Origin of the sequence: Micromonospora sp. WMMD714 (assembly GCF_029581315.1) — a bacterium.
GTDB lineage: Bacteria > Actinomycetota > Actinomycetes > Mycobacteriales > Micromonosporaceae > Micromonospora > Micromonospora rifamycinica.
The window spans coordinates 1,034,263-1,059,625 of record NZ_CP120744.1 but is presented as its reverse complement, the minus strand read 5'-3'; the positions used below and the strand labels follow the sequence as shown (position 1 = coordinate 1,059,625).

General features: G+C 71.6%; 28 protein-coding genes. 18 read left to right on the top strand and 10 right to left on the bottom strand.

Features of this window, described 5'->3' with window-relative positions; genetic code table 11:
* Positions 1–94 precede the first annotated feature (94 nt).
* Positions 95–1,342, top strand: coding sequence for a PQQ-binding-like beta-propeller repeat protein (locus O7625_RS04810; RefSeq protein ID WP_282344596.1), 1,248 nt, complete (start codon positions 95–97; stop codon positions 1,340–1,342).
* An 85-nt stretch (positions 1,343–1,427) separates the two neighbouring features.
* On the opposite strand, the gene hisC is transcribed toward O7625_RS04810, so the two are convergent.
* The 4 genes from hisC to hppD are packed head-to-tail and all read right to left on the bottom strand — an operon-like array spanning position 1,428 to position 5,584.
* A complete protein-coding gene (gene hisC / locus O7625_RS04805; RefSeq protein ID WP_282344595.1) occupies positions 1,428–2,531 on the bottom strand; it encodes a histidinol-phosphate transaminase in 1,104 nt (367 codons plus the stop codon).
* Positions 2,528–3,568 (bottom strand): RDD family protein, encoded by a 1,041-nt coding sequence (locus tag O7625_RS04800; protein WP_282344593.1) that lies wholly within the window; start codon positions 3,566–3,568, stop codon positions 2,528–2,530. The genes hisC and O7625_RS04800 overlap by 4 nt, the downstream gene beginning before the upstream one ends.
* 40 nt (positions 3,569–3,608) lie before the next feature.
* Complete coding sequence (locus O7625_RS04795; protein WP_282344592.1) at positions 3,609–4,367, bottom strand: RDD family protein; 759 nt, start codon at positions 4,365–4,367, stop codon at positions 3,609–3,611.
* Between the two features lie 11 nt (positions 4,368–4,378).
* A complete protein-coding gene (gene hppD, locus O7625_RS04790) occupies positions 4,379–5,584 on the bottom strand; it encodes a 4-hydroxyphenylpyruvate dioxygenase (protein ID WP_282344591.1) in 1,206 nt (401 codons plus the stop codon).
* Positions 5,585–5,723: 139 nt separating this feature from the next.
* Here hppD and O7625_RS04785 point away from each other — a divergent pair, with 139 nt between their 5' ends.
* The 5 genes from O7625_RS04785 (at position 5,724) to O7625_RS04765 (ending at position 10,590) form a co-directional block, all read left to right on the top strand.
* Positions 5,724–6,212, top strand: coding sequence for an Lrp/AsnC family transcriptional regulator (locus tag O7625_RS04785; RefSeq protein WP_282344589.1), 489 nt, complete (start codon positions 5,724–5,726; stop codon positions 6,210–6,212).
* 201 nt (positions 6,213–6,413) lie between these two features.
* A complete protein-coding gene (locus tag O7625_RS04780; RefSeq protein ID WP_282346808.1) occupies positions 6,414–7,826 on the top strand; it encodes a PQQ-binding-like beta-propeller repeat protein in 1,413 nt (470 codons plus the stop codon).
* A gap of 67 nt (positions 7,827–7,893) precedes the next feature.
* Positions 7,894–9,561 (top strand): fumarate hydratase, encoded by a 1,668-nt coding sequence (locus O7625_RS04775; RefSeq protein ID WP_282344587.1) that lies wholly within the window; start codon positions 7,894–7,896, stop codon positions 9,559–9,561.
* A gap of 87 nt (positions 9,562–9,648) precedes the next feature.
* On the top strand, positions 9,649–10,053 hold the full coding sequence (locus tag O7625_RS04770; protein WP_197700006.1) for a hypothetical protein: 405 nt from the start codon (positions 9,649–9,651) through the stop codon (positions 10,051–10,053).
* 27 nt (positions 10,054–10,080) lie between these two features.
* The gene (locus tag O7625_RS04765) at positions 10,081–10,590 is read left to right on the top strand and encodes a hypothetical protein (RefSeq protein WP_282344584.1); all 510 of its coding nucleotides are present in this window, start codon (positions 10,081–10,083) and stop codon (positions 10,588–10,590) included.
* A 232-nt stretch (positions 10,591–10,822) separates the two neighbouring features.
* Here O7625_RS04765 and O7625_RS04760 read toward each other — a convergent pair whose 3' ends face one another.
* Together O7625_RS04760 and O7625_RS04755 are read right to left on the bottom strand one after the other, a co-directional pair.
* Positions 10,823–11,104, bottom strand: coding sequence for a helix-turn-helix domain-containing protein (locus tag O7625_RS04760; RefSeq protein WP_282344582.1), 282 nt, complete (start codon positions 11,102–11,104; stop codon positions 10,823–10,825).
* Entirely contained in the window at positions 11,101–11,505 is a 405-nt protein-coding gene (locus O7625_RS04755; protein WP_282344579.1) for a VOC family protein, read from the bottom strand. The genes O7625_RS04760 and O7625_RS04755 overlap by 4 nt, the downstream gene beginning before the upstream one ends.
* A gap of 191 nt (positions 11,506–11,696) precedes the next feature.
* Between O7625_RS04755 and O7625_RS04750 the strand changes: the two genes are divergently transcribed.
* The 9 genes from O7625_RS04750 (at position 11,697) to O7625_RS04710 (ending at position 17,825) form a co-directional block, all read left to right on the top strand.
* Entirely contained in the window at positions 11,697–12,308 is a 612-nt protein-coding gene (locus tag O7625_RS04750; RefSeq protein WP_282344577.1) for a GNAT family N-acetyltransferase, read from the top strand.
* A 136-nt stretch (positions 12,309–12,444) separates the two neighbouring features.
* Positions 12,445–12,714: a DUF1778 domain-containing protein gene (locus O7625_RS04745; RefSeq protein ID WP_157746987.1), complete on the top strand. Its 270-nt coding sequence runs from the start codon at positions 12,445–12,447 to the stop codon at positions 12,712–12,714.
* A gap of 1 nt (position 12,715) precedes the next feature.
* Entirely contained in the window at positions 12,716–13,429 is a 714-nt protein-coding gene (locus O7625_RS04740; RefSeq protein WP_282344574.1) for a hypothetical protein, read from the top strand.
* 666 nt (positions 13,430–14,095) lie between these two features.
* Complete coding sequence (locus tag O7625_RS04735) at positions 14,096–14,359, top strand: hypothetical protein (RefSeq protein WP_282344572.1); 264 nt, start codon at positions 14,096–14,098, stop codon at positions 14,357–14,359.
* Between the two features lie 37 nt (positions 14,360–14,396).
* A complete protein-coding gene (locus O7625_RS04730) occupies positions 14,397–14,672 on the top strand; it encodes a hypothetical protein (protein WP_282344570.1) in 276 nt (91 codons plus the stop codon).
* A 5-nt stretch (positions 14,673–14,677) separates the two neighbouring features.
* Complete coding sequence (locus O7625_RS04725) at positions 14,678–14,938, top strand: GntR family transcriptional regulator (protein ID WP_282344568.1); 261 nt, start codon at positions 14,678–14,680, stop codon at positions 14,936–14,938.
* Between the two features lie 260 nt (positions 14,939–15,198).
* Entirely contained in the window at positions 15,199–15,600 is a 402-nt protein-coding gene (locus tag O7625_RS04720; RefSeq protein WP_282344566.1) for a hypothetical protein, read from the top strand.
* 135 nt (positions 15,601–15,735) lie between these two features.
* A complete protein-coding gene (locus tag O7625_RS04715; RefSeq protein ID WP_282344564.1) occupies positions 15,736–16,398 on the top strand; it encodes a hypothetical protein in 663 nt (220 codons plus the stop codon).
* A gap of 17 nt (positions 16,399–16,415) precedes the next feature.
* A complete protein-coding gene (locus tag O7625_RS04710; RefSeq protein ID WP_282344562.1) occupies positions 16,416–17,825 on the top strand; it encodes a class II fumarate hydratase in 1,410 nt (469 codons plus the stop codon).
* A gap of 88 nt (positions 17,826–17,913) precedes the next feature.
* On the opposite strand, the gene O7625_RS04705 is transcribed toward O7625_RS04710, so the two are convergent.
* Complete coding sequence (locus O7625_RS04705; protein ID WP_282344560.1) at positions 17,914–18,195, bottom strand: hypothetical protein; 282 nt, start codon at positions 18,193–18,195, stop codon at positions 17,914–17,916.
* 600 nt (positions 18,196–18,795) lie between these two features.
* Positions 18,796–19,341 (bottom strand): CGNR zinc finger domain-containing protein, encoded by a 546-nt coding sequence (locus O7625_RS04700; RefSeq protein WP_282344558.1) that lies wholly within the window; start codon positions 19,339–19,341, stop codon positions 18,796–18,798.
* 77 nt (positions 19,342–19,418) lie between these two features.
* Here O7625_RS04700 and O7625_RS04695 point away from each other — a divergent pair, with 77 nt between their 5' ends.
* From O7625_RS04695 to O7625_RS04685, 3 genes are all read left to right on the top strand, one after another.
* Entirely contained in the window at positions 19,419–20,411 is a 993-nt protein-coding gene (locus tag O7625_RS04695) for an EamA family transporter (RefSeq protein ID WP_282344556.1), read from the top strand.
* A gap of 13 nt (positions 20,412–20,424) precedes the next feature.
* Positions 20,425–21,114: an HAD family hydrolase gene (locus tag O7625_RS04690; protein ID WP_282344554.1), complete on the top strand. Its 690-nt coding sequence runs from the start codon at positions 20,425–20,427 to the stop codon at positions 21,112–21,114.
* 89 nt (positions 21,115–21,203) lie between these two features.
* A complete protein-coding gene (locus O7625_RS04685; RefSeq protein WP_282344552.1) occupies positions 21,204–22,895 on the top strand; it encodes a S8 family serine peptidase in 1,692 nt (563 codons plus the stop codon).
* 178 nt (positions 22,896–23,073) lie between these two features.
* Here the strand turns inward: O7625_RS04685 and O7625_RS04680 are convergent, their stop codons facing one another.
* Positions 23,074–24,306, bottom strand: coding sequence for a hypothetical protein (locus O7625_RS04680; protein WP_282344550.1), 1,233 nt, complete (start codon positions 24,304–24,306; stop codon positions 23,074–23,076).
* A gap of 356 nt (positions 24,307–24,662) precedes the next feature.
* Positions 24,663–25,328 carry a helix-turn-helix domain-containing protein gene (locus O7625_RS04675; RefSeq protein WP_282344548.1) on the bottom strand — a complete coding sequence of 222 codons (666 nt, stop codon included), beginning with the start codon at positions 25,326–25,328 and terminating at the stop codon, positions 24,663–24,665.
* Between the last annotated feature and the right edge of the window lie 35 nt (positions 25,329–25,363).

Sequence of the window (25,363 nt, the reverse complement as noted above, 5' to 3'; positions counted from 1 at the left end):
CCCGGGGGATTCGGGACGGCCGTCCACGCGACGCGGTGTGACCTGACCGGTCACCCGGAGAGAAGCCTGGGTAGGGTGCCGGGCGGAGGTGGGCATGGGATTCCCAGAAGGGCGACGGCGACTCGTGGTCGCGGTCGCCACACTGCTCACCCTCGCGGTGGTCGTCGGCATCGGCTACCGGGTGCTCGCGCCCGCCGAGGTCAGCACGCCCGCCCGGGGCGCACCCCCGGCGGCGGGCACCCCGGCGATCGGGGTGGTGGGCCGGCTGCCGGTCGCGCCGTTGGTGGTCGCGGGACGGCTCCGGGTCTACGCCGCCGAGCGTCAGCTCTACGCCGACCAGCCCGCCGACGGCCGCAACCGGGTCACCCCGTTCTGGTCGTACCGGCGCTGGCCCGCCTCGCTCGACGGGGTGCTGGCGACCGGCACGACGGTGCTCAGCCGCTGGTCGGACGGGAAGCTGGTGGCGCTGGACGCGCTCACCGGCCGGGTCGCCTGGCGGGCCGACGGGCCGACGCCGGTCGACGCCCCACCCGCCCGGCGCACCGGGGCGGCCACCGTCTGGGATCCGCGCGGGATCTCCGTCACCCCCGCCCCGGCGGGCCGGACCGTCCTGGTGGTCTCCGGGTCGGGTGGTCCGCGCGGTTACGACCTTGCCGACGGGCGGCCGCTCTGGCGGGTCGACGGCGACCGGGACTGCCGCACCGACCTGGGTACCACCGCCGCCGGGCAGGTCTTCTCCGTCGACTCCTGCGACGGCCGGACAGCGGTCGAGTTCCGGGACGGGGCCACCGGCACGGTCGCCACCCGCTGGCGACCACCGGACGCCCCCGCCCGGTTCACCGTCACCCCGGTCGGTTGCCTCACCCCCCGGTCGCAGTGCCGGGGGCTGCGCACCGACGACGGCTCCGGCGGCCGGGGCTGGCAGGTCGGCCCGGGTGCGCCGATGGCCGCCCCCGCGCTGGACGCCGCCGACACCACCCTGGTCGGCGAGCTGGCCGTCGGCGACGACGGCGGGGTGCTCAAGGGGTGGGAGGCGCGCAGCGGCAAGGAGCGCTGGCAGCGCGGGGACCTGGGTCCGGTCCAGGTCCTGGCCACCGAGGCCGGGCGGCTCTACGTGCTGACCGAACGCCGGGAACTGATCACCCTCGATCCGGTCACCGGCGCGCAGCGGTCCCGGTTCCCGATGACCCCCGGCCGGGACGGCATCGGCTGGAAACCCGGCCGGGCGTACGCGGCCGGCGGTTACGTCGCGGTGGAGCGGCTGCGGGAGCGCGCCGACCCGGACGACGACGACCAGGCGTACTTCCTGATGGCCGAGCCGGTGGTGCTCGCCGCGACCTGATCCCGGCCCCCGCCGGCCCCCGGATCCGGTGCGCCCCGGCCGGGCCGGCGGCTCAGGACAGCGCGGCCCCGACCTGGGCGGCGGTTCAGGACAGGGCGGCCTCGGCCGCGGCCAGGAAGGCGTCGTTCTCGGTCGGGGTGCCGATGGTGACCCGTACCCCGTCCCCGGCGAACGGCCGCACGATCACGCCGCGCGTCTCGCACGCCCGGCCGAACGCCACGGCCCGCTCGCCCAGTGGCAACCAGACGAAGTTGGCCTGGCTGGTCGGCACGTCGGGGACGAGCTTGCGCAGCGCCTCGGTGACCCGGTCCCGCTCGGCGACGACCAGCGCGCAGCGTCGCTCCACCTCGTCGGCCTGGGCCAGCGCGGCCAGCGCGCCGGCCTGGGCGGCGGTGCTGGTGGAGAACGGGGTGACCACCTTGCGTACGGCGGCGGCCACCTCGGGGGCACCGACCAGCCAGCCGATCCGCAGCCCGGCCAGCCCCCACGCCTTGGACAGGGTGCGCAGCACCACCACGTTGGGCCGGTCCAGGTAGGTCAGGCCGTCCGGCACCGCCGGGTCGGTGACGAACTCCCGGTACGCCTCGTCGATGACGACCAGCACGTCGTCGCCGACGGCGTCGAGGAACCGGTCCAGCTCCGGCCGGTGCACCGCCGTGCCGGTGGGGTTGTTGGGGTTGCAGACCAGCACCATCCGGGTCCGGTCGGTCACCGCCGCGGCCATCGCCGCCAGGTCGTGCCCGTGGCCGGCGTCGTTGGGCACCCGCACGCTGCTCGCGCCGCTGGTCGCCGCGATGATCGGGTACGCCTCGAACGAGCGCCACGAGTAGAGCAGCTCGTCGCCGGGCAGGCAGGTGGCCCGGACCAGGTGCTCGGCCAGCGCCACCGACCCGCAGCCGGTGGCGACCCGCTCGGGGTCCACGCCGTACCGCTCGGCGAGGGCGGTGCGCAGCGCCACCACGCCCATGTCCGGGTAGCGGTGCGACCCGGTGACCGCCTCGGTGACCGCCTCGACCACCCCGGGCAGCGGCCCGTACGGCACCTCGTTGCTGGCCAGCTTGATCGCCTCGGCCAGGCCCAGCTCGCGGGCCAGGTCGGCGGGGCTGCGCCCGGGAACGTAGTTCGGCAGGGCGTCCAGGTCGGCGCGGGTCAGCCGCAGCGGGGGCTGGTGACGTCCGGTGTCGGTCATGCGGTGTCTCCCGGGGGTTCGGGGTCGGTGGGGGTGTCGGCGTGGTCGGAGCGCGGCACCCGCACCACGACCGTCTGGGCCCGCTTGTCGTGCAGCGCCTGGCGCAGCGGGTGGTCGAAGAGCGCGGAGACCGCGTCGACGAACTGGAGCAGCAGGCCGAAGCCGCAGCAGAACCAGAGCAGGGTGGGCATGCCCATGGTGCTCCACCGCCGGGTGGCCCGGCCGAAGCCGAGCGGCTGGTCGGCGTCGACCGGCACGGCCCGGATGCGCAGCAGCCGCTTGCCCAGGGTCTGCCCGCCGGCGGCCGTCGTCGGCACCTCGTAGGCGAACCAGAGCGCGGTCGCGATGACCAGGATGGCGATCTGGAGGCCGCCGGCCTGCTCACCGATGGCGGGCAGCCCCTCCCGGGAGGAGTCGCCGGCCATCGCCCGGCGGAGCGCCTCCCGCAGGTAGGGCGCGGTCTCCTCGAAGTACCGCCAGACGAACCAGCCGTTGACCACCGCGTTGAGCAGCAGGACGACGCCGAAGTCGACCAGCCGGGCGAGCAGCCGGGCGCCGTAGCCGGCCAGCGGCACGCCGTGCGGACGCGGCTCGGGCGGACGCCCCGGCCAGGTCGGGTACGGCCAGCCGGGTGGCGGCCCGCCGGGCTGTCCGACCCCGTGGCCCGGGTGCCCGGGCTGCCCGGTCCAGGGCTGTCCCGCGCCCGGCTGCCCGGTCCACGGCTGCCCTGCTCCCGGCTGCCCGGTCCACGGCTGCCCTGCTCCCGGCTGCCCGGAGGGCTGTCCGGCCCAGGGCTGGCCAGCAGTGCCCGGCGCTGCGCCCGGGGTGCCCGGCGGCCGACCGGCTGTCGTCGGGCTGCCGGCGGCGGGGGAGGTCGGGGCGGGCGGCTCGGCGGCGGGCTCCGGCTCGGGCGGCGGCGGGCCGTCCGGCGGGGTGGCGTCGACCGGGATCGGGGCGCCGATCCAGCCCTCGCCGTCCCACCACCGTCGGGTGGTCGGGTCGGCCGGGTCGACGTGCCACCCTGGTTGCACGCTCACTGTCGCGCCCTGCGCTGTCCGGTACGGTCGCTCTGCTCGCTCACCCGGCAACCTTAACGACGACGGTGCCGGCGAACTTGTCGTGGAGGCACTGCTGCCACGGCTTGTCCCAGAGCTGCCACAGCCCGTCGAGGTAGCTGAAGACCGGAATGACCGCCCCGCCGATCTGGTAGACGGCCCACCGCTTGGCCGCCGCCGCGCGGGTCAGGGTGGCGGCCGGGTCGAGCGGCACCACCTGGATCTTCATCGCCCGCTTGCCGATGGTCTGCCCGGTCTTGAACATCATCTCGACCTGGTAGACGTAGCTCAGGGCGAACGCCACCACGAAGATCACGCCCTGCAACACCAGCATCGGAATCAGGAAGTTGGTGAACGGGTCGGAGGTGGGCCGGCCGTCGGCCGTGGTGGTCAGGTCGGGCAGGACCATCTGGAAGAAGACGATGAGGGCCGGCACGATGAAGACCAGGCTGGCCGCGCCGACCACCAGCCCGTCGATGAGCAGGGCGAGCAGCCGGTCACCGAAGCTGGCCAGCGGCAGGCCACGCGGCGACATCCCCGGGAAGCCGGGCGGCGGCGTGCCGGGTGCCGGCGGCGGGTACCCGGGCAGCCCGGCGTACGGGCCGGGCGGCGGCGGGTAGCCGCCGGGTTGCGGATAGCCGCCGGGGCGGGCGGCGTACGGGCCGGGTTGCGGCGGCACGGGGTACCCCTGCGGGTGCGGGCCGGCGGGCGGGGCGAAGCCGCCGGCGGCGGGCCCAGGCCCACCGGCCGGCGGTGTCGGGTAGCTCGGAGGTTGCGTCACGCGAGACAGTGTTACAAATTGCCGCGCGCTTCCTGCTCACGCTCGATGGCTTCGAACAGCGCCTTGAAGTTGCCCTTGCCGAAACCGAGCGAGCCGTGCCGCTCGATCAGCTCGAAGAAGACCGTCGGGCGGTCCTGCACGGGCTTGGTGAAGATCTGGAGCAGGTAGCCGTCCTCGTCCCGGTCGACCAGGATCTTGCGGGACTTCAGCTCCCCGATCGGCACCCGGACGTTGCCGATCCGGGCCCGCAGCTCCGGGTCGTCGTAGTACGAGTCGGGGGTGTCGAGGAACTCGACGCCGGCCGCCCGCATCGCGTCGACGCTGGCCAGGATGTCGTTGGTGGCGACGGCGATGTGCTGCGCGCCGGGGCCCTGGTAGAACTCCAGGTACTCGTCGATCTGCGACTTCCTGCGGGCCACCGCCGGCTCGTTGAGCGGGAACTTCACCTTCCGGGTGCCGCTGGCGACGACCTTGCTCATCAGCGCCGAGTAGTCGGTGGCGATGTCGTCGCCGATGAACTCCGCCATGTTGGAGAAGCCCATCACCCGCTTGTAGAACTCCACCCACTCGTCCATCCGGCCGAGTTCGACGTTGCCGACCACGTGGTCGACGGCCTGGAAGAAGCGCTTCGGCTGGAGGCCGGCGGCGATCATCGGCTGCCGGTCGACGATCGGTCCCCGGGCAACGAAGCCGGGCAGGAACGGGCCGGTGTAGCGGGACCGGTCGACCAGGCTGTGCCGGGTGTCGCCGTACGCGGCGATGGTGGCCAGCCGGACGGTGCCGTGCGCGTCGGTCACGTCGTGCGGCCCGATCAGGCCGGTCGCGCCCTGGGCCAGCGCGTGCGCGTAGGCGGCGTCGACGTCCGGCACCTCCAGCGCGATGTCGTCGACCCCGTCGGAGTGCTTCGCGACGTGCTCGGCGCCGGCCGCGTCGGGGCGGACCGCGCCGGTCAGCACGAACCGGGCCGAGCCGCTGGTCAGCACGTACTCGGCGTGGTCGCGGTAGCCCTGCTCCGGCCCCCGGTACGCCACGCAGGTCATGCCGAACGCGGTGGAGTAGTAGTGCGCGGCCTGCTTGGCGTTGCCAACCAGGAAGTGCACGTGGTCGAGGCCCTTGACCGGGAACGGGTCACGGGTGATGTCGTGGTCGACTGCGCCGACGAGCGTGTCGACGTCGATGTCCTCGGTCGACTGGGGTCGGTCGATCGCCTGGGTCACGGTGGCCTCCCTCGGTTGCGGCCGGCGTCGTGGGCCGGTGGTCCGTCAGCTCTTTCCGGAAGCATCGCGGGGGCGTGGCGGCTGGGCAACAGTCACCCTTCTCCCTGGTCAGGTTGTGCAATCGGTAGGGTGTACAGGCATGAGTGCTGGGCAGGGTGTACAGCTCGACGCGCTGGACGGCAGGCTGGTCCAGCTCCTCGCCGAGGAACCCCGGATCGGGGTGCTGGAATGCTCCCGCCGGCTCGGGGTGGCCCGCGGCACCGTCCAGGCCCGGCTGGACAAGCTCGTCGACCGGGGGGTGATCGGCGGGTTCGGCCCGGAGATCCGCCCGGCGGCGATCGGGTTCGCGGTGACCAGCTTCGTCACTCTGGAGATCAGCCAGCGGCACGGCCACGACACGGTGACCGCCCATCTGGCGGCGATCCCGGAGGTGCTGGAGGCGCACACCATCACCGGGGCGAGCGACCTGCTCTGCCGGATCGTGGCCCGCTCCAACACCGATCTCCAGCGGGTGATCGACCAGATCGTCTCGTCCGAGGCGATCCGGCGGGCCTCCACGATCATCGCGCTGGCCGAGCAGATCCCCTACCGCACCCTGCCGTTGCTGCGTTCCGCCGCCGGCTCCTGACTGCGGGATTGCGCTGATATAGCAGCATCCGAAGGCTCTGCTGGCGCTATTTCGGCGATGTTGTGATGCGTCCGATCTGCCCGACGGATGCGTCGTCCGCCGGGGAGAAAGCGGGGCGACACTCCGGCGCGGGGGCGGGACGGGCTGGTGAACGTCGCTACGGTGTGCGGTGTGAAGGGGCTCGGGGGGGTGCGGGGAGGGCTGCTGCTCGGGCTCGTCGTCGTGATCGCCCTCGCCGTCACCGGAGTGTGGAACCCCTTCCCCGGCGTGTGGGACTGGGTCGACCGCAGCGAACCGATCTCCGAGCCGGACGTGCTCTGGCAGCAGCGGATCGGCGGCACCCCGAAGAGCGTCACGATCGTCGGTGACACCGTCGTCGTCGAGCAGCGCACCCGGACCGAGGTCCGCAGCCTCGCCACCGGCGCCGCGCTCTGGGAGCGCAAGGCCGACTGGTCGGCGGTGGCCGGCGGCGACCGGGACGCCGTCGTCGCCGTGGGCAAGCTGCTGGTCAAGGGGTACGAGCTGCTCGACCCCACCACCGGGGCGGTACGGCGGCGCGACGGCGACGCGGTGGCCGTCTGGACGTACCGGAACATGCTGCTGGACGCCCGGTGCGTCGCCGCCACCGACTGCACCCTGAGCGCCTGGGATCCGCGTGGCACCCGCCCACTGTGGACGGCCTTCCTGCCCGGCGTCAGCAGCGGGCTCTTCGCCGACAACCCGGGCCTGCTCGGCACCCGGCGGCTCACCGCGCAGCGGATCGACGAGGCGGTGGCCGGGCCGGAGGCGGTGCCGCCGCTGCTCGGCTTCCCGGTGGACGGCCGGGTGCACGTGGTGGACACCGCCACCGGGCGGGTGGTGCAGAACGTCGAACCGGGCCGCGACGAGCGGTTGTCCGTGATCGGCGGCCGGATGCTGCGGATCACCGCCGTCTCCGTCGACGGCAGTTGCCAGTACGCCGTCTCGGGCCGGGATCCGGCCACCGGGCAGGAGGTGTGGCGGCGGACCGGGCTCAACCTGCGCACCGCCGACAGCGCCGGGTGCGTGCAGCGGGAGGACCCGCAGGGCGCCCGGAACGTGCTGACCGGGGTGGCCCCGGACGGCCGGGAGACGGTCCTCGACGGGTACGACGGCCGGCTGCTGCTGGTCGACGCGGAGGGGGAGAAGCTGCTCGCCGTGGACGACCGGTACGCCCTGGTGCGCAGCGCCGACAAGGAGTCGGTCGTTGCCCGGGAGCTGGGCACCGGCAAGGCCCGCTGGACCCGGCCGGCCGGCGCGAAGGCGGGCGCGGCGCTCACCCCGTACGCGGCGGTGCTGACCGGGGACAAGCCGAGCCGGCTGGTCGCCGTGGACCCGCGTACCGGGCGGGAACTGGTGGTGTTGCGGACCAGCGCCAACGCGCTCGCCGTCGGGCCGCACGGCATGGTCGTCGGCGAGGGCCGGGAGATCGGGTACGTCCGGTTCGGCGCGGGTGCCGGTGCGCCGCCGCCCGCCGCGCCACCGGCCGGCCCGGACGGTGCCGGCGGCCCCGGACCGGGGCGTACCGGTGGTGCCGGCGAGGTCGCGGACAGCTGCGGACCGAAGCGGGAACTCTGCCCCGACGGCGACGGGTGAGAGCGGCGTCCCACGACCCACCCGGCGGGTGTCACCGATCGACCGGTCTGCCCTAGGCTTTTCCGTCATGAGCAGTGCCGCCGCGTTCTCGTACGCCCCCTTGCTGCCGACCGGTCCCGACCAGACGGAGTACCGCCTGGTCACCGACGAGGGCGTCGACGTCGTCCACGGGCCGGGGGGCCGCCGCTTCCTGACCGTGGAGCCGGCGGCGCTGACCGCGCTGACCGCCGAGGCGATGCACGACATCGCCCACTACCTGCGACCGGCGCACCTGGCCCAGCTCCGGTCGATCATCGACGATCCGGCGGCCTCGCCGAACGACCGGTTCGTCGCGCTGGACCTGCTGCGCAACGCCAACATCGCCGCCGGTGGGGTGCTGCCGATGTGCCAGGACACCGGCACCGCGATCGTGATGGGCAAGCGGGGCCGGCACGTGCTCACCGACGGCGCCGACGCCGAGGCCATCTCGCGCGGGGTCTACCAGGCGTACACCAGGCTCAACCTGCGGTACTCGCAGCTCGCCCCGCTGACCATGTGGGACGAGCGGAACACCGGCAGCAACCTGCCAGCCCAGGTCGACCTGTACGCCGAGGACCCGGACGGCCATCCGGACGCCTACAAGTTCCTGTTCATGGCCAAGGGCGGCGGCTCGGCCAACAAGTCGTACCTCTACCAGGAGACCAAGGCGCTGCTCAACCCGACCCGGATGATGCAGTTCCTGGAGGAGAAGCTGCGGCTGATCGGCACCTCGGCCTGCCCGCCGTACCATCTGGCGGTCGTCATCGGCGGCACCTCCGCCGAGTACGCCCTCAAGACCGCCAAGTACGCCTCGGCGAAGTACCTCGACACGCTGCCCACCTCCGGCTCGATGGCCGCGCACGGCTTCCGGGACCTGGAGCTGGAGGCCGAGGTGCTGGAGCTGACCCGCAACTTCGGCATCGGCGCGCAGTTCGGCGGCCGGTACTTCTGCCACGACGTGCGGGTGGTGCGGCTGCCCCGGCACGGCGCGTCCTGCCCGGTGGCGATCGCGGTGTCCTGCTCGGCCGACCGGCAGGCGGTCGCCAAGATCACCCCGTCCGGGGTGTGGCTGGAGCGCCTGGAGACCGACCCGGCGCGTTTCCTGCCGGACGTCACCGACGAGACCCTGGACGCCTCCGACGTGGTGCGCGTCGACCTCAACCGGCCGATGGACGAGATCCGGGCCGAGCTGTCGAGGTACCCGGTGAAGACCCGGCTCTCGCTGACCGGCCCGCTGGTGGTGGCCCGGGACATCGCCCACGCCAAGATCGCCGAGCGGCTCGACGCGGGCGAGCCGATGCCGCAGTACCTGCGCGACCACGCGGTCTACTACGCCGGCCCGGCCAAGACCCCCGAGGGGTACGCCTCCGGCTCGTTCGGCCCGACCACCGCCGGCCGGATGGACGCCTACGTGGCGAAGTTCCAGGCGGCCGGCGGCTCCCAGGTGATGCTGGCCAAGGGCAACCGCTCCGGCCAGGTGACCCGCTCCTGCCAGCAGCACGGCGGCTTCTACCTCGGCTCGATCGGCGGCCCGGCGGCCCGGCTCGCCCAGGACTGCATCCGGCACGTCGAGGTGCTGGAGTACGCCGAGCTGGGCATGGAGGCGGTCTGGAAGATCGAGGTGGAGGACTTCCCGGCCTTCATCGTGGTCGACGACAAGGGCAACGACTTCTTCGCCGAGGTCACCAAGCCGGTCCTGACCGTGGGCCGCCGCTGAGCAACGACACGCGCTGCTCAACTTTCTTAATCGATTCACCTCCTCTCCTGGCGGTGTTAGCCTGTTCGGGAGATCACGGAGGTTTCTTTGCCGCACGTAGACGTGGATGAAGCCACGGACAAGTACCTTGCCTTCGCCGCCAGTATTGCTGGGTTGACCAAAGGGGAGGTGGTGGCGCGACTGGTGTTACAGGCTCAGGCAGCGACTGCTCTGCCACTCGGTGAGGGGGACAACGAGGAGCCCGCGTCCGTGCGGGTCTATGCCGACTACGCCGGCCACCGTACCTACGCGTCCTTCGTGCCCGGACCGGGACGGATCGATATCACCTCTGGTCCGCTGGCCGGGCAGTCTTTTCGGACCCCGAGCCAGGCGGCCCGGGAGATCGTCAGGCACTACAACCCCAACGTAAGCCCGCACCGGAACGGCTGGAGCTTCTTCTTCCTGGCGACCACCGGCGCACCGCTTCAGAGCCTCCGACACCGGGCAGTGTGAGGCAGTCGGATGGGGTCGCACATCTACGTGGACGAGACCAAAGAGCGAGGGTTCCTGCTCGTGACGGCCACGCTGGATACCTCGTATCTCACGGCTGCTCGGGCCACCGTCGGCCGCCTGGTGTTCCGTGGACAACGCAGTATCCACTTCTGTAAGGAACGGGACGAGCGGCGGCGGCAGATTCTCCGCGCTTTTCGAGACCTTCCTGTGGAGATCGTGATCTACGACGCCACGGCGTATCGGAATGTCAAACGTGCTCGTGACGCGTGCCTGCGCGGCCTCGTTTCCGATGCTGCCAAGGCGGCGGCCGAGCGGCTCGTACTGGACCTCGACGAGTCGTGTCTCGGCTCCGACAGGAGTCTCCTCGGACGCGAGTTGGGGGCGGTAGGCATGGCGGGTCGGCTCCGCTACGACCACCTTGATGCCCACGCGGATCATCTGCTCGCGATCCCGGACGCTGTGGCGTGGTCATGGGCCAAAGGTGGGCAGTGGCGTGCCATGGTCCGACGCATGGTCGGGGAGGTGCGGAACGTGTGAGTTGCGCCGAAACGCGCGAAACCCGGCCCACCCACCGTCCGGAAGGCTGCCGGGTTCACTTCCTGCAGCTAATGCTGCAGACAGCTGGATGGTAACTCAGCTGCAGGAGATTCGGCAAGTCGTCCTGACTTGCCTGTGGGTGTCCTGCGACGGTGCCCACGCCTGAGGGGCCGGCCTCGTCGCGCCGCCTTTCGGCTGTCATACGTGCTCTGCGGCATGCCCTGACCTTGGCCTAGGCGTCGTTCCTGCCCCAGTTGCCGAGTGCGACGATCGCCTCGCGCAGGGCGAACCCGCGATCGGTCAGCGCGTAGGCCCGGGTGTTGTGTCGAAGGGGCAGGCGGCACAGCACGCCAGCCGCTTCGAGTTCGCGTAGGCGTGTCGCGAGCATGTTCGTGGGCACGCCGAGGTCGCGCTGCAGATCGCCGTAGCGTTGTGGCCCGTCGAGCAGCCGTTCCACGATGAGCAGGGCCCAGCGTGCTCCGACGATGTCGAGGGCTGCGGCGAGGTCGCTCACGCGGCCGGATCGGTGTCCGTCTTCATCCAGAACGGCGAGTAGTGGTAGCCGTCGGGGTCGTCGAACTGGCGCTGGTACATGAAGGGGTAGTCGTCGGTGTCACCGATCCGCCCGCCAGCGGCGCCGGCGCGGTCGATGAGCTCGTCGACCGCCTCGCGGCTGCCCAGGTCGAACGAGACGGTGACCTTCGAGGGCGTGTGCGGTCCGCCGACCAGTTCTTCGACTCCGCCGACGCTCGCGTACATCTCGCGGCTGCCGAGCATGACGTACTGCTCGGGGGCGATCGCGAAGCACGAGACGTTGTGGTCGGACATCTCGGCGTTGAGGGTCCAGCCGAGGGCGGTGTAGAAGGCGGTTGCGCGCTCGACGCTCTCGACCGGGCAGGTGATGAAGAGACTCATGCGGGCCATGCTTGCAAAATGCAAGTGGTCCGTCAAGCGGCATCGTCCCGCACCAGGGTGGGTTGCTGTCTGCGTCTGACATTGACGGTCGGCCACCGCGTTCGGCATCAGGGTCCGCCTGCGCCGCGGTCAAGGGGTCCTGCAGGTGCGTCGGCCTGTTCACCGCCCGGAGGGCTGTCTAGTGTCGCTGGATGTTCCGACCGACGTACCCGATTCGTACGGCGCGGCTCATCCTGCGTCCGGTCACGCTGGACGATCTCGATGACGTGTGCTCATGGCAACGTCGACCGGAGGTCTTCCGCTGGACGCTCGGCGGGCCGCGTACCCGCGAGGAGTCGCGATCGTCGGTGCTCGCCATGGCGGGCGAGGACGCGCTGTGCGCCGAGGGGGACTGCCTGACGTTGGCCGTGGTCACCGACGCCGGGGTGGTCGGCACGGTGGAGCTGGTCTGGCGCAGCCGGACCGACCGCACGGCTGAACTCGGGTACGTCTTCCATCCCGGCCACGGCGGTCGCGGGTTGGCTACGGAAGCCGCGACGGCGCTGTTGGACTGGGGGTTCACCGAGTTCGGACTGCACCGGGTCTACGCGCGGTGTCACGGGCGCAATGCCGCGTCCGCCCGGCTGATGGCCCGGCTCGGCATGCGTCAGGAGGCGCACCACGTCGGAAGCTACCTGTTCCGAGGAGAGTGGGCCGACCAGCTCGTCTACGCCATCCTGGCCAGCGAGTGGGCTGCCACGGCGTCCAGCCCTCACGGTCAGCCGGACGGCGGCACCCCACGACCCCGGGCCAGCCGACGGTGATGTCGCGCCCACCACCGCCGACCCGACGGCCGGTGGCGTCGCGCGTGACGTACGAGGTTGCCGCACACGGTGTGTGTTGCCGTACATTCGCCGTACAGTAGGTTCGGGAGCGGCACACGACCGGATGGAGTCTCCGATGAGCGCCAAGACCGAGCGCATCGAGGTGAGAGCGGACGAGGCCAGTAAGTCGCGAATTGCCGAGGCGGCCGAGATGCTCGGCGAACCGGTGTCGGCCTTCATGGTGCGTTCCGCTCGTGCGGAGGCGGACAAAGTACTCGCAAGGGCGGAGCGGACCATCATGCCTGCAGAGCAGTTCGACCTGCTCATCGCGGCACTTGACGAACCTGACGAGGCGCCGGTGCTTACCGAGATCGCCAACCGTCCCCGGCGATTCCGGCGGGTGTGAGTTGTTCCTTTCCAGCCGACTCAAAGACCAACACCACCTCGCCCGGTTCGACTGTGGTGAGCCGTCGCTGAACGCCTGGCTTGCCGAGCAGGCCCGCCGTGCTCGGCGCGCCGGGACGTCCCGCACCTACGTCTGGACCCCGGAGGACAGCGACGACGTGGTGGCGTACTACTCGATCGCGCCGACGCAGGTCGAGCGGGCCGGCTTGACAGGCGGGCAGGCGGGCGGTTTCAGCGTCATTCCGGCCTACCTGCTGACCCGGTTCGCCCTCGATCGCTCCATCCAGGGGCAGGGTCTCAGCGACGATCTTCTGCTGGACGCCGTAGAGGTCATCACCAGGGCGGCGAGTACAGCCGGCGGTCGTCTGATCGTTGTCGACGCGATCAACAGCCGGGTGGCGGCCTACTATCGGCAGCGGGGCTTTCAACCGGTCAAGGGCGACGCCCTGCGGCTGGTCATGAAGGTCGAGACCGCGAAGCGGGCGCTGAGCACGGGCAAGATGACGGTGAGTGCCGGTGGCGGTCTGCGTGTGGCAGGAATCGTCCTGTCCACCCCTCGCGGCGAGGCGGCCTCGGTCGTCGCATCGCCGGACGAACTGCGGGCGATCGCCAGCGAGCTGGAGAACCGCGCCGACCTCGCGGAACCTTTCACCATGGATTCCCTGCGACAGGCCATCACCGTGGCGCTCGGCCGAGATCCCTTCAGCGAGGTCTGAGAACTGCTTCCTCGTATGCCGCCAGGCAGGGCCTCGGCAGTCGTGATCGAGTGGCCACAAGGCGCGGGACGAGCTCCCATCGGTTCTCGTCCGGCGCAGCTACTACCGCAGGCGCGAGTCGGGTCGATGCCTCTGGCCTCGTGCGGCGCGAAACCCGGCCCACCCACCGTCCGGAAGGCTGCCGGGTTCCCTCGCGTGGCTGCTGTTGCGGGCTCGGACGGTGTTGTTGGCGGTTACTGCCAGGTCCGAAGTTCGTATATCGCCGACCTGCCCTGCCCGTCGTCCATCTTGGCGAGCTTGAGGTCCCTGACGAGAACATCGATTTCCTGCCCGTTTCCACCACTTCCGGCATCCGCCCAGACCTGGACTACCCCGCCCTCGGGTAGTTCACGCGGCCCCACTAACAGGAGCCTCGCCGGTCGAGACCCGGCCACGTCACTCCCTTCCGGCGGGATGGATGTGGGCGCGTCCGGTGGAGCCTTGCCGGAGAGACGGTTCATCAGGTTGGACCTCCCATGTCGGTCGAATCCCGAGAGCGCTGCAACGCGACTCGGTGCCAATGAGCTTGCCACCACCATAAGGCAGAAGTGGCCACCTGTTAACCCCCAAGGAGGCAACTTCCGTATGCCGTCAGGTGGGGAGTGATGTGCATGATTGAGTGGCCACATGGCGGGCGACCTTGAGGCAGCGTCGGAGGCGTACCGGGCGGCGCTCCAGCGAGTGCAGGACGGGCTCGCGGAGGTCGCGGCAGCTCGCGCCGATGTTCCGAAGGTGCGCGAACAGCTGGCCGTCGCCATCGTGGCGGCTTACCGGAACGGCACGCGGGTCGGTGAGATCGCCCGGGTCGCCGGCTATGGCCGTGAACAGGTCCGGCGGATCCTGCGCGCCGGCGGTGTGGAGCCCGGGAGCGCCGGGGCTGTCGACGCCTGAGCGTCAGGGGGCGAGCCCCACCGTTGGGAGGCTTGAGTTGGCCTACTGTCTGGCCGGGGGCAATGGTTGCGCGGCCAACCTGGAGTCAGCGGCACGAAGGCTGCGCGCGGCGCAGGCCGGTGTGCCCCGCGCCGAGGAGCGGGCCGCCAGGCTCGTCGCCGACGCCCGCGCCCAGGTGAAGGCTGCTCGTGCCGAGCTGGCCGAGGCGATCCGCGCCGCTGACCGGGACGGCACACGTCAGGTCGACATTGTGGCGGCCACCGGCTACAGCCGGGAGCGGATCCGGCAGATCATCCGCAACGGAGAAGACTGACTGGCGTGGCCACCGAAATCGATCCGGTGTCGCCGGTGCCGCGATATCGGCAGTTGGCGGCGATCCTCCGTAGGGCGATCGAGGTCGGCCAGTACCCGCCCGGGAGTCGGCTCCCGTCCGAGAAGACCCTGACCCAGACTCACGGCGTAGCCCGGGAGACCGCTTCCAAGGCGATGGACGCGCTGGCCGCCGAGGGTCTGGCCGTGATGGTTCCCGGCGTGGGCTGGCACGTCCCGTCCGATGGCGCCCGGAGCCCTGACGTCTAGGTGGCCGTGTGTCGAAGGCGGAAGGCGTAGGCCGAAGATCGCGCTCGATCCTGGAAAGAGTGGCCTCCGCCTGCGAATGACACCACTCTTTCCCTGATCGAGCGCGATCTTGCCCTCGCGAGTCCGCCGCTAATTCTGCTCACCGGTCCGTCTGGGCTGCCATGCTGACTTCCTGGATTCTTCAAAGTTTTTAGAGTTTGCCCAGCGGTCAGGTTGCTCAGGAGGGGTGCTGTCGCTATCCTCCTCGGTGAGGAGGGTTCATGCCTGCGATCGATGTTGACGATGAGACTGACCGCTACCTTGCCTTTGCTGCTGGAATTGCCGGGCTGACGAAGGCCCAGGTGGTTGCCCGGCTCGTGGCGCAAGCTCAGGCAGCGGTTCAGGCAGCGGGGAGCCTGGATGCCGTGGACCAGGAGCCGGCGGCGGTGCGCATCTACGCCGACTATTCCGGGCACCGGACGTACGGGGTTTTCGTTCCCGGACCCGGACGCATTGACATCACATCAGGGGCCTTGGCTGGCAAGTCGTTTCGCACTCCGAGCGAGGCGGCTCGGGAGATCGTGAAGCACTACAATCCGGACGTTAGCCCGCATCGCAACGGGTGGAGCTTCTTCTATCTTGTTGGCACCGGTGCTCCGCTGCAGAGCCTGCGTGGCCGATAGATCCCAGGTGTGGCGTCCGCCGGCCCGCCCCAGTGCTGAAGCGCAATAGCAATGCCCCGGGCAGCATGCAAGCAGAGGCTGCGCCGGGGCGTACATGGGGAACTGTACCCAATTTTGGCCTTTGGAGCAACCTGAGTGTCCGACCTCATCGCGGTGGAGCAGGCTCTGTCGACCAGCCGCCTGGAGCCCTACATCAAGGCAGGCGGTGGAGGGCTTGCCGAAGGATTCGAGCTGTACGAGTGGAATCTCTCGGTGTCAGCTGCCTTCTTCGAAGTGCTGGCTCATCTCGAAGTCGGCGTACGCAATGCGTTGCATGCGCAGTTGGTCAGGCTGGCCGATCGCCAGGACTGGTGGGCTTCACCCCGCATGGTCCTTACCCCCATAGCGGTCGACATGCTGGACAAGGCGGTGGCAGAGGTGTCGAGGCGCAGCTCTCCCGGAGGGCCCGATCATGTCGTGGCTGCGCTGCCCTTTGGCTTCTGGGCGGGGCTGGTGAGTTCCGGTCATCGGTACAACTACGAGATGACCCTGTGGCGGCCCGGGCTGCATCGCGCGTTTCCCGGCTATCGGGGCACCCGCTCGGAGCTTCATCTTCGGCTGAACACCCTGCGGCTGCTGCGGAACAGGATCGCTCATCACGAGCCGATCTACCGCCGGCACCTCGCGGCCGACCACGATACGATCCTGATGCTGTCAAATTGGATCATGCCCGCCTTCGCCCGATGGATGGCCAGTCGGAGCAGGGTTCCCGATCTGCTCTCCTCCCGCCCGCATTCTGCCGGGCATTCCTGCAGGTAGCCGCTGGCCGGGGCAGGATGGGACGGGTGACGACTCCAGAGGCAGCGGGCTACCGGATCGAACGCGACTCGATGGGCGAGGTGGAGGTGCCCGCCGAGGCGCTGTGGCGGGCGCAGACTCAGCGCGCGGTGCAGAACTTCCCGATCTCCGGCCGGGGCATCGAGCCGGCCCAGATCAAGGCACTGGCCCAGATCAAGGGGGCCGCCGCCCTGGTCAACGGCGAGCTGGGGGTGATCGGCACGGACGTCGCCGAGGCGATCGCCGCCGCCGCCGCGCACGTGGCCGACGGCGGGTACGACGACCAGTTCCCGATCGACGTGTTCCAGACCGGCTCGGGCACCTCGTCGAACATGAACACCAACGAGGTGATCGCCACCCTGGCCACCCGGGAGCTGGGCCGGGACGTGCACCCGAACGACGACGTGAACGCCTCGCAGTCCAGCAACGACGTCTTCCCGTCCTCGATCCACCTGGCCGCCACCCAGTTCGTGGTGGAGGACCTGCTGCCGTCGCTGCGCCACCTGGCGGAGGCGCTGGAGGCGAAGGCGGCCGAGTTCGAAACGGTGGTCAAGGCGGGGCGTACCCACCTGATGGACGCCACACCGGTCACCCTCGGGCAGGAGTTCGGCGGGTACGCCGCACAGGTCCGCTACGGCGTCGAGCGGTTGGAGTCGGCGCTGCCCCGGCTGGCCGAGCTGCCGTTGGGCGGCACCGCCGTGGGCACCGGCATCAACACCCCGCTGGGCTTCGCCGGCAAGGTGATCGACAGGCTGCGCGCCTCGACCGGGCTGCCGTTGACCGAGGCCCGCAACCACTTCGAGGCACAGGGGGCGCGGGACGCGTTGGTCGAGACGTCCGGCCAGCTGCGTACCGTCGCGGTCGGGCTCTACAAGATCGCCAACGACGTACGCTGGATGGGGTCCGGCCCCCGGGCGGGCCTGCGGGAGCTGCGCATCCCCGACCTCCAGCCCGGCTCGTCGATCATGCCGGGCAAGGTGAACCCGGTGGTCGCCGAGGCGGTGCGGCAGGTCTGCGCCCAGGTGGTCGGCAACGACGCGGCGGTCGCGTTCGCCGGTTCGCAGGGCGACTTCGAGCTGAACGTGATGCTCCCGGTGATGGGCCGCAACCTGCTCGAATCGATCAAGCTGATCTCGGCGTCCAGCCGGCTGTTCGCCGACCGCCTGGTGGCCGGCCTGGTCGCGGACGCCGAGGTCTGCCTGGCGTACGCGGAAGGGTCGCCGTCGATCGTCACCCCGCTCAACCGCCACCTCGGGTACGACGAGGCCGCCTCGATCGCCAAGGAGGCGCTGGCGAAGCAGGTCTCCATCCGTGAGGTGGTGCTCTCCCGGGGGCACGTCGAGTCCGGCAAGCTGACCGAGACCCAGCTCGACGAGGCCCTCGACCTGCTCCGGATGACCCACCCCTGACCGCCGTGAGGTGACCGGACCGGTGGGGTGTGGCGGTGTCGGACGGGTACGACACCGCCACCGGCCCCACGCGGTCGTGGCCGCCGGGTCACCGCTGCCCGGTGGGCGGGCGGGTGCGGGGCACCCAGGCGAGGAAGCGGGTGAACAGGGCCGCCGGATCGGGGCCGGTGTCCGGGTGCAGCCGGTACAGGTCGGCCGCGGCGTCGTGCAGCACGGCGCAGAGGTGGACGTGCAGGGCGGTGCGGTCGTGGGCGTACTCGGCGACGAGGGCGAGGCGCGCGGTCCCGCAGGGCCACGGCCCGGCGCACACCCGGCACAGCCAGAGCGGACGCAGCGGCAGGTGCCGGCGCGGATGCCCAGCACCACCCACCGGCCCGTCCGGGCTTGCCGGGCTGTCCGGGCTGGTTGGCGGACCTGGACTGGCGGGGCTGACCGGGGTGGCTGGTCGACCTGGACTGGCCGGGCTGACCGGATCGGTCGGGTCGGTCGGCGCGTTCACCAGCGGCCTCCGTTGGCCCGCCACTCCTGTGCCCGGGTCAGCCACCCGGTGCGACCGACCCGGGGGAACGACACGGTGGTGTCCTCCCACCCGGGAGCCGGCATGTCGGGGCTCGCGCCGGTGGCCGGTCCCGGCGCTTCGGGACGGCCAGCAGGGTCGGGGCGGTCGGGTGCGGGTGCTCGGCGTCGTCCGGTGAGTCGGAACATCAGGGCAAGCCGGTGTCGCCAGGTGGGCCGGGGCATCGCGTCGCCTCCATGAGGGGTCGGCTGGTCGTCTCCCCCGGCGACGGGACCGCCGGCCGAAAGGCGAGCGGTCCCACCACGACACCGACGCGCCCGGAGGGGAGGGCGGTCGACGTCGCACTACACAGTCTGCTGACGGGACCACTACCGTGTGAAGGCTCGTGTCGGCTTCCGGTGTGGTCCGATGTGGTGGAGACGGCGGGCGTCCCCGGGTGTGGAGCGCTCCGGCTCAGGGGCGGCGGGCCGCCTTGCGTGCCCGGTAGGCGCTGACCGCGACCCGGTTGCCGCAGCCCGCCTCGCAGAACCGCCGGGACCGGTTCTTGGACAGGTCGAACAGCACATTGGCGCATTCGGGACGGGCGCAGTGCCGCAGCCGGTCCAACTCGTCGCCGCGGACCAGGTCGGCGACGGCCATCGCCGCCTCCACGGCCATCCGGCTGGCCAGCGGGGCGTCCCGGGGTACGGCGTGCACGTGGTACGGCTGGTCGTCGTGCCGGATCAGCTGCGGCAGCGCCCGGTACTCCTGGAGCAGGTCGTTGACCACGGCCACGACGGTGTCCAGGTTGTCGTCCCAGAGGCGGCGCAGGCGCGGGCGCAGCGCCCGGACGGCCCGTAGCTCGCTCTCGGTGTGTTCGTGCCGGCCGGTGAACCGGTGGGTGGCGACGAACCGGTCCAGCGCGGCGATGTCCGGTAGCCCTTCCCCGGTCGCACTGTCGGTGTTGACCAGGGCGGCCGCAGCAGTCAATCCACACTCGGTGTCATGAGTGAAAAGCAACTTGACCCCTGTCGTCGCCGGCCGCTAGCGTCACTGGCGTAATGCTACTTTGCTGATGTCGTACCGGAGGAATCCCGATGCCGCACCGCTCCACCACCGGCGTCGGCCTGGCCCTCGCCCTGCTCTCCGCCGTCACCTTCGCCACCTCCGGCACCTTCGCCCGCTCCCTGATCGAGGCCGGTTGGTCCGCCGAGGCCGTCGTGGTGGCCCGGGTCGGTCTCGCCGCCCTGGTGCTGGCCCTGCCCGCGGCGCTCGCGTTGCGTGGCCGGGCGACGGTGCTGCGCCGCAACCTCGGCCCGGTCACCGTCTTCGGCCTGCTCGGCGTCGCGACCGCCCAGGCCTGCTTCTTCAACGCCGTCCGCTACCTGCCGGTCGGGGTGGCCCTGCTGCTGGAGTATCTCGGCATCGTCCTGGTGGTGGGCTGGATGTGGCTGGTGCACGGGCAGCGGCCCCGCCGGCTCACCGTGGCCGGTTCGCTGGCCGCCCTGAGCGGGCTCGGCCTGGTGCTCGACCTGACCGGCACCGGCCGGCTCGACCCGGTCGGCGTACTCTGGGGGCTCGGCGCGGCCGTCGGGTTGGCCGGCTACTTCGTCCTCGCCGGCCGGGTCGACCCCGAACTGCCCTCGGTCACCATGGCCAGCGGCGGGATGGCCGTCGGCGCGGCCGTGCTGGCGCTGCTCGGCCTGGTCGGGGTGCTGCCGTTGCGGGCGACCTTCGGTGCCGTCGACTTCGCCGGGCAGCGGACCAGCTGGCTCGTCCCGATCGCCGGGCTGTCGCTGGTCGCCGCGGTGGTGGCCTACCTGGCCGGGATCGCCGCGACCCGCGTCCTGGGTGCCCGGCTGTCGTCGTTCATCGGGCTGACCGAGGTGATGTTCGCGGTGCTCATCGCCTGGTTGGTGCTGGGGGAGCTGCCGGTGCCGGTGCAGCTCGCCGGGGGCGCGCTGATCGTCGCCGGGGTGGCCCTGGTCCGCCTCGACGAGCTGCGCGAGGGCCGCACCGGGCCGACGCCGACCCGGGTCGAGGACCCGGCGCTGGCAGCATGCTCGGCGGGGTCGGGAAAGCCGACGTGAGAAGGTGTCGGACATGCTCAGCGTGGTGGTGTTCGACGCCGACGAGACCCTGATCGACCTGCGCCCGGCGGTCACCGGCGCGCTGGTGACCGTTCTCGACGAGATGCGTCGTCGGACCCCGGTGGCGGCCGGGGTGACCCTCGCCGAGGTGGAGTCCGACTGGCAGGCGGTCTTCGGGTCGATGACCGCCGCCCCGGTGACGGAGATCCGGCGGGCGGCGCTGGCCCGGTCGCTCGACCGGGCCGGGCTGGTCGGTCAGCTCGACGAGTTCGCCGAACTCTTCTTCGCCCGGCGGTACGCGCTCAGCCATCCGTACCCCGACGTCCTGCCGGCGCTGGCCGCGTTGCGCGCCGACTTCACCCTCGGCTACGCCACCAACGGCAACAGCCGGGTCGAGCACTGCGGCCTGCCCGACGTGTTCGCCTTCGCGCTGTACGCCCACGAGGGTGGCCTGCCCAAGAAGCCCGACCCGGCGTTCTACGCCGCGATCGTCGACGCCGCCGGAGTGCCGGCGGAGCGGATCGCGTACGTCGGCGACTCGATCGCCCACGACGTGCTCGGCCCCCGGCAGGCCGGGCTGCGCGGCATCTGGCTTAACCGGCACGGTCTGCCGCTCCCACCCGGGGTACGCCCCGACGCCGAAGTAGCGACACTCACCGATCTACCTGCGGCGCTGCGCAGCCTGCACCCGACGAATGCCTGATGCGGGACTAAATCCGACTTGTATCTGGCGGAATCGTCGCCGGTGCTATGGGATGGCTGCCACGTCCCTCAACGAGAGGATCTGATGTGGTGAGCAAGCGCTTCACCGCCGGAGCCGTCGCGACCGCGGCGGCCCTGGCACTTACGGTGACCGGCCTGACCGTCCCGGCGAACGCCGGGCCGACCACCAGCCGGACGTTCACCGTGGTGGCCGAGGACGGCGTCTCGGCGGACGCGGCGATCGCCGCGATCCGCGCCGCCGGTGGCACCGTCGTGTCCCGTACGGACGACGTCGGTCTGTACCAGGTCACCAGCGACCGGGCCGACTTCGCCGGCCGGGTCACCGCCGCCTCCGCGCTGGTCGGCGCGGCCGAGCAGCGGGCCATCGGTCGTAAGCCCAAGCTGGACCGGGTGGAGCAGGAGAACCTGCTGAACCGGACCAAGCAGGCCGTCAAGGCCAAGGGCAACGCCAACGGCAAGAAGCTGGACCCGCTCGACGACAAGCTCTGGGGCCTCGGCATGATCGGCGCCGACAAGGCGCGCAAGGTCATGCCGGGCGACAAGCGGGTCACCGTCGGCATCCTGGACACCGGGGTCGACGCCAGCCAGCCCGACCTCGCGCCCAACTTCAACTGGGCGCTGTCGCGCAACTTCGCCCCGGACATCGCCGACATCGACGGCCCCTGCGAGGTGGCGAGCTGCCTCGACCCGGTCGGCACCGACGACGGCGGACACGGCACCCACGTCGCCGGCACCATCGGTGCCGCGGCCAACGGCTTCGGCCTGTCCGGCGTGGCCCCGAACGTCTCGCTGGTGGAGCTCAAGGGCGGCCAGGACTCCGGGTACTTCTTCCTCAACCCGGTCGTCAACGCCCTGGTGCACGCCGGCAAGTCCGGCCTCGACGTGGTGAACATGTCGTTCTACGTCGACCCGTGGCTCTACAACTGCACCGCCAACCCGGCCGACTCGCCCGAGTCGCAGGCCGAGCAGCGGGCGGTCATCAAGGCGATGAAGCGGGCCCTGAACTTCGCCCACAACAAGGGCGTCACCCTGGTCGGCTCGCTCGGCAACAACCACGAGGACCTCGGCGCACCCCGCACCGACGTGTCCAGCCCGGACTACGGCGCCGACCCGTACCCGCGCCCGATCGACAACGACAGCTGCTGGGACCTCCCGGTGGAGGGCCCGCACGTGATCGGCGTGTCCGCCGTCGGCCCGTCCGGCAAGAAGGCCGACTACTCCAACTACGGCACCGAGCAGATCTCGGTCGCCGCGCCGGGTGGCTGGTTCCGGGACGGCTTCGGCACCGACACGCACCGCACCGACGGCAACATGATCCTCTCCACGTACCCGAAGAAGGTGCTCCAGGAGGAGGGCTCGGTCGACGAGAACGGCAACGTCGTGCCGGGCTTCGAGAACTCGGTGCTCAAGCAGTGCACCACCGCCGGTGAGTGCGGCTACTACACCTACCTCCAGGGCACCTCGATGGCGTCGCCGCACGTCAGCGGGGTCGCCGCGCTGATCGTCAGCAAGTGGGGCAAGAAGGAGGGCCGGGACGGCTTCGGCCTCGCGCCGGACAAGGTGGAGCAGCACCTCTACCGGACCGCCGCCGAGCACGCCTGCCCGGAGCCGCGCCTGCAGAGCTACGCCAACGAGGGCCGGTCGGCCGAGTTCGACGCGTACTGCGCCGGCTCGCTGAACTTCAACGGGTTCTACGGCTACGGCATCGTGGACGCGAACGCCGCGGTCCGCAGCCCGCTCAAGCCGAACGTCGCCCCCTGACGCGTCGGCTCGACGACCCGGGCTGACGCCCGACAGGTCAGCGGAGGCCCGGACGACCTCGGTCGTCCGGGCCTCTCCGTGTCCCGCCCCCGCCCAGGACGGGATGAGCGAGACCAGGGGGCCGATGTTGCGGTATCGGGGTGGTTGGGACAGCACGGCCTCGGCCCAAGTGAGTAGATCATCGGCGCCAGCCGCGTTGGGCGAGGACTGTGCGTACCTCACGGACCACGCCGGGGAAGTCGTCAGTCAGCCGGCGGCTGGTGACGTGGAGGACGATCCAGCCAGCGGCGACCAGTTGGTTGAGTCGGCGGCGGTCGCGGTGCAGTTGGTCCGGGTCGGTGTGCCAGTGTCCGTCGTACTCCATCGCCACCCGGAACTCCGGCCAGGCCAGATCGGGGTGCAAAAACAGGCCCGACGGCAGCCGTGCGGGATGTTGGGCGACGGGCCGGGGCAGGCCGGCCAGCACGAGGCGTACCCGCAGGTGCGATTCGGGTGGTGACTGCGCGGCCGGATCGGCCAGGTCGAAGACCCGGCGAGCCCGGCGGCCACCACGCCGGTCGGCGAAGCGCCGTGCTATCTCGCTGAGGGCGGCCGGACTGGTCAGGCCGCTGCCGAGCAGCGAGTCCACGATGCCGACCGCCCGGACCGGCTCCAGCCACGCGGCCGTCTCCCACGCGGCGAGTGCAGGGGACGAGCGGGGCGTCGAGGACGGGCCGGGCACGGCTGCCTCGGCCAAACCGGGTGGCGTGGCATGGGCGAGGTGGATCGGGGCGGTGCCCGAGGTGTTTCCGGCGAGCACGAGTGGGCTCGTGGCGGGGTGGGAGGCCGACCCGGGTGGCGGTGGTGGGCCAGCCTGGCCGGGCGCGTACGCCCAGCCGGATAGTGGAAACCCGGATGGTCCACCGGTGGCGGCGGTGGTGTGCACCCGTATGCCACCCGGGGAGCCGGACCAGCCACCACCCGCGCCGCCCCGAACCCCACCGGTCGAGGTGAGGCGGGCCGCACCCGCGCCGGGCCAGGCCGCACCCGCGCCGGGCCAGGCTCCACTGGTCGGGGCGCGGCGGGTAGAACCGGGAGGGGCGGACGGGACCACTCCCTGCGAGCCGACCCTGGCCGCCCGGGGCACGAGGACGTGCACCTCGTCACGGAAGCCAGCGGCGTGCTCCACCCCGTGCAGGTACGCCGCCGACGGGCCGGCGATCACCGTGCCCGCTGGCATCCGCAGGAGGGCGGCACGGCAGGTCAGCGCATGGTCCCGGTCGAGACGGGCATCGGCGTACACGTCGTGACCGAGCCGGAGCCAGGACGCTCCACGCAGGTGGTGGCGGGTGAGTAGGCCCTGTCGGATGGCGTCCGAGCCGCGGAACACCTGCCAGGCGAGGGCTGCCGGACGATGAGGTCGAGGTGGCATGACCCCAGCCTCGGGTCTCCGGACCAGCCGGCGACACCCCTGTGGACAACCCCGCCCGCCCGCCGCCCCTCTGTGGACAGCCCCCACCGCACGCGCAAGCGTGGTAATGCGCTTCCCCCACCCTTCCCGCTCGCTGGTAACCCCCAACTCCCCGCCGCCCGCTCTCCCATGAGCCCGGACGAGCGGGAAAGCACCTCGATCAACTCAGGTGGGTCGAAGTTGCGGGGTGGAGGCTCCCGGAACCCGCTATCTCGGCTCACCTGAGTCGATCATGCGGCGAATACGCCGTGGCCGGGCGTGACGGGGCCGGCTGGGCACCGTTGGGCGGGGCAGGCTGGGGGCGTGGGGGCCTGCCGTCAGGACAGGGCGGCGGCGATCGTGGCGGCGGCGGTGGTGACCTGCGGGCCGACCGTGTCGACCGGCAGCGGGGCCAGTGCGATCACCCCGACACTGGCCTCCAGGCCGGGCACCCCGCGCACCGGCGCGGCCACCCCGTACGCACCGGCCTGGAGCTCCCCGGCGGTGCTCACCGGCCCGGTGACGCCGGCCCGGCCGGCGAGGACGGCCCGCCCGGCGGCCCCGCGGTCGAGCGGGTGCCGGCTTCCCGGCCGGTACGCCACGTGGAACGACGTCCAGCTCGGCTCGACCACCGCCAGCGCCACCCCCTCGTCGCCCTCCACCACCGTCAGGTGCGCGGTCGCCCCGGTCTGTTCGGCGAGGCGGCGCAGCGCGGGCAGCGCGCCCTCGGCCAGCAGCGGCTGCGCCCGTCGGGCCAGGTGCAGCACGCCGACGCCGAGGCGTAGCCGGCCGTCGTCGCCCCGGCGCAGCATCCCGTGCCCGGTCAACGCGCCGACCAGCCGGTAGACGGCGGCCCGGCCGATGCCGAGCCGGTGGGCGGCCTCGGTGACGGTCAATCCGGCCGGCGCATCGGCCACCAGGTGCAGCAGGCGCAGCCCCCGGTCCAGCGTCTGCGCCGTCTCCCCGCCCGCGGGTGCCGGTTGACCCGCCGCCGTCGTCTCCACAGCAGGCAGCGTACGGCCCGGCTCGGGCCGACCCG

What these genes read in the sequence shown, in the direction of transcription:
- O7625_RS04755 (WP_282344579.1), bottom strand. Translation starts at nt 11,505, where the DNA reads ATGAGTCTCTTCATCACCTGCCCGGTCGAGAGCGTCGAGCGCGCAACC.
- O7625_RS04710 (WP_282344562.1), top strand. Translation starts at nt 16,416, where the DNA reads ATGGGACGGGTGACGACTCCAGAGGCAGCGGGCTACCGGATCGAACGC.
- O7625_RS04775 (WP_282344587.1), top strand. Translation starts at nt 7,894, where the DNA reads ATGAGCAGTGCCGCCGCGTTCTCGTACGCCCCCTTGCTGCCGACCGGT.
- O7625_RS04785 (WP_282344589.1), top strand. Translation starts at nt 5,724, where the DNA reads ATGAGTGCTGGGCAGGGTGTACAGCTCGACGCGCTGGACGGCAGGCTG.
- O7625_RS04750 (WP_282344577.1), top strand. Translation starts at nt 11,697, where the DNA reads ATGTTCCGACCGACGTACCCGATTCGTACGGCGCGGCTCATCCTGCGT.
- O7625_RS04810 (WP_282344596.1), top strand. Translation starts at nt 95, where the DNA reads ATGGGATTCCCAGAAGGGCGACGGCGACTCGTGGTCGCGGTCGCCACA.
- O7625_RS04680 (WP_282344550.1), bottom strand. Translation starts at nt 24,306, where the DNA reads ATGCCACCTCGACCTCATCGTCCGGCAGCCCTCGCCTGGCAGGTGTTC.
- O7625_RS04695 (WP_282344556.1), top strand. Translation starts at nt 19,419, where the DNA reads ATGCCGCACCGCTCCACCACCGGCGTCGGCCTGGCCCTCGCCCTGCTC.
- O7625_RS04690 (WP_282344554.1), top strand. Translation starts at nt 20,425, where the DNA reads ATGCTCAGCGTGGTGGTGTTCGACGCCGACGAGACCCTGATCGACCTG.
- hisC (WP_282344595.1), bottom strand. Translation starts at nt 2,531, where the DNA reads ATGACCGACACCGGACGTCACCAGCCCCCGCTGCGGCTGACCCGCGCC.
- O7625_RS04735 (WP_282344572.1), top strand. Translation starts at nt 14,096, where the DNA reads ATGGCGGGCGACCTTGAGGCAGCGTCGGAGGCGTACCGGGCGGCGCTC.
- O7625_RS04745 (WP_157746987.1), top strand. Translation starts at nt 12,445, where the DNA reads ATGAGCGCCAAGACCGAGCGCATCGAGGTGAGAGCGGACGAGGCCAGT.
- O7625_RS04720 (WP_282344566.1), top strand. Translation starts at nt 15,199, where the DNA reads ATGCCTGCGATCGATGTTGACGATGAGACTGACCGCTACCTTGCCTTT.